This is a genomic window from Rhodococcus sp. NPDC006774 (assembly GCF_040636045.1).
Taxonomy (GTDB): domain Bacteria; phylum Actinomycetota; class Actinomycetes; order Mycobacteriales; family Mycobacteriaceae; genus Rhodococcoides.
The window spans coordinates 1-1,336 of the sequence record NZ_JBEYIW010000060.1 but is presented as its reverse complement, the minus strand read 5'-3'; the positions used below and the strand labels follow the sequence as shown (position 1 = coordinate 1,336).

At 68.9% G+C, this 1,336-nt stretch carries 2 protein-coding genes; both read right to left on the bottom strand.

Going from position 1 to position 1,336, the window contains the following annotated elements:
• On the bottom strand, positions 1–623 hold a 623-nt coding region (locus tag ABZ677_RS27825), incomplete at its 3' end, for a phytanoyl-CoA dioxygenase family protein (protein WP_358375329.1).
• A partial coding sequence (locus ABZ677_RS27820; RefSeq protein ID WP_358375326.1) for a class I SAM-dependent methyltransferase occupies positions 614–1,336 on the bottom strand: 723 nt, incomplete at its 5' end. The genes ABZ677_RS27820 and ABZ677_RS27825, both read right to left, overlap by 10 nt.

Genomic DNA, 1,336 nt, shown 5'->3' with positions numbered 1-1,336 from the left:
GCGAACGACAGCGGACCCATTCGGCCGGGGATCGCCGACATCGGCATCCATGCAGTGACCGCCTGCGTGGTTTGGAGCGGGAAATGCTCCGCGTCGTGGTGCCACGGTGTGCGTCCGCAACCGGGTTCCTTCGACAGCGCGTTGTCGTGATAGAGCCGAACAGCCGGTTCGTCGAGCAATGCCGCGGCCACGCCGCCGATCCGAGGCGACAGCGCCACGGCGCGCATCAGGTCGTCATGGAGCCACATCTGTTCCAACGCGGTGAATCGGCCTGCGACGTCGTCGCCGTGCTCGGCTCGCAGCAGCTCCTCGAGACGCTCCGCGAGGCGACGTACGACGGCCGGCGAGAACACAGCGGGCAGCCGCACGAAGGCTTCTCGCGCGAAGGACTCGACGGCGGCCGGGTCGAGGGCGTACGGCTCGGCAAGCTCACGCTCGATCTGCTCGTCGGACGCCGCCTCGATGTCGGGCAGGCCCGGCCCGTCGACCAACTCGGTGGGTGCCTGATCGTTGGCAGCCAGCGTGACGTACCAATCCCACCAGTCCTGATCGTTTCCGGCCCAGTCCTGGTCGATTCCGCCGTCGCGGTTCTGCTCGGGAAGTCGTTCGTTCGTCAGATCCACAGCAGGGCTGCCTCGTGGGAGAAGGTGTAGGAACCCGACGCGTCGCGGCAGGACGCGAGGTAGTCGCCCAGCACCGGTGCCGCCTCCATCTCCTCCAGTGACACGGAGTCGTCGAAGGCGCAGCGCTGCAGAAAACCCTCGGCGACAAGGCGATCGGATGTCGAGGTGGTGTAGGTGACGCGTTGGTCGCGCACGTCCGCACCGGCGCGTATCAGCGCGTCGCGCACCTGCTCGGCCGTTGTGTACGGCGTCGCTTCGCGGACGCCGGCGCGGAAGGCGTCGTAGAACGCGATGTAGTGGGACGCTTCGGTGGCTTGCGCGACGAGTCCGAGACCGCCGGGGGCCAGCGCAGCCACGAACCGCTCGGCGGCGGCGTCGAGCTCGGCCGGAGGAAGTGCGTAGAGGGCGTGGGTGGCCCATACGACGTCGTAGCCGGTGTGGTCGGCGGGCAGGTCCTGCAGCGTCATCACCAGGTCGTGTCGAGCCACGAACGGCGCACCGAGCGACCCACGCGCCTCGGCGACAGAGAACGCAGACGGGTCGAGCAGGTCGTAGGCCACCTCGGGTACCGCGGACAGATCGGTGTAGCGGCGCAATGCGGTGGGGAACTTGCCGCTGCCGCAGGCTACGTCGAGCAGCGACCAGCCGTCGTGCGCGTGGGCGGCGAGCAGTGCGGGCCAGTCGGCGGCCAGGGCCAGCTGGTGGTAGTCCTC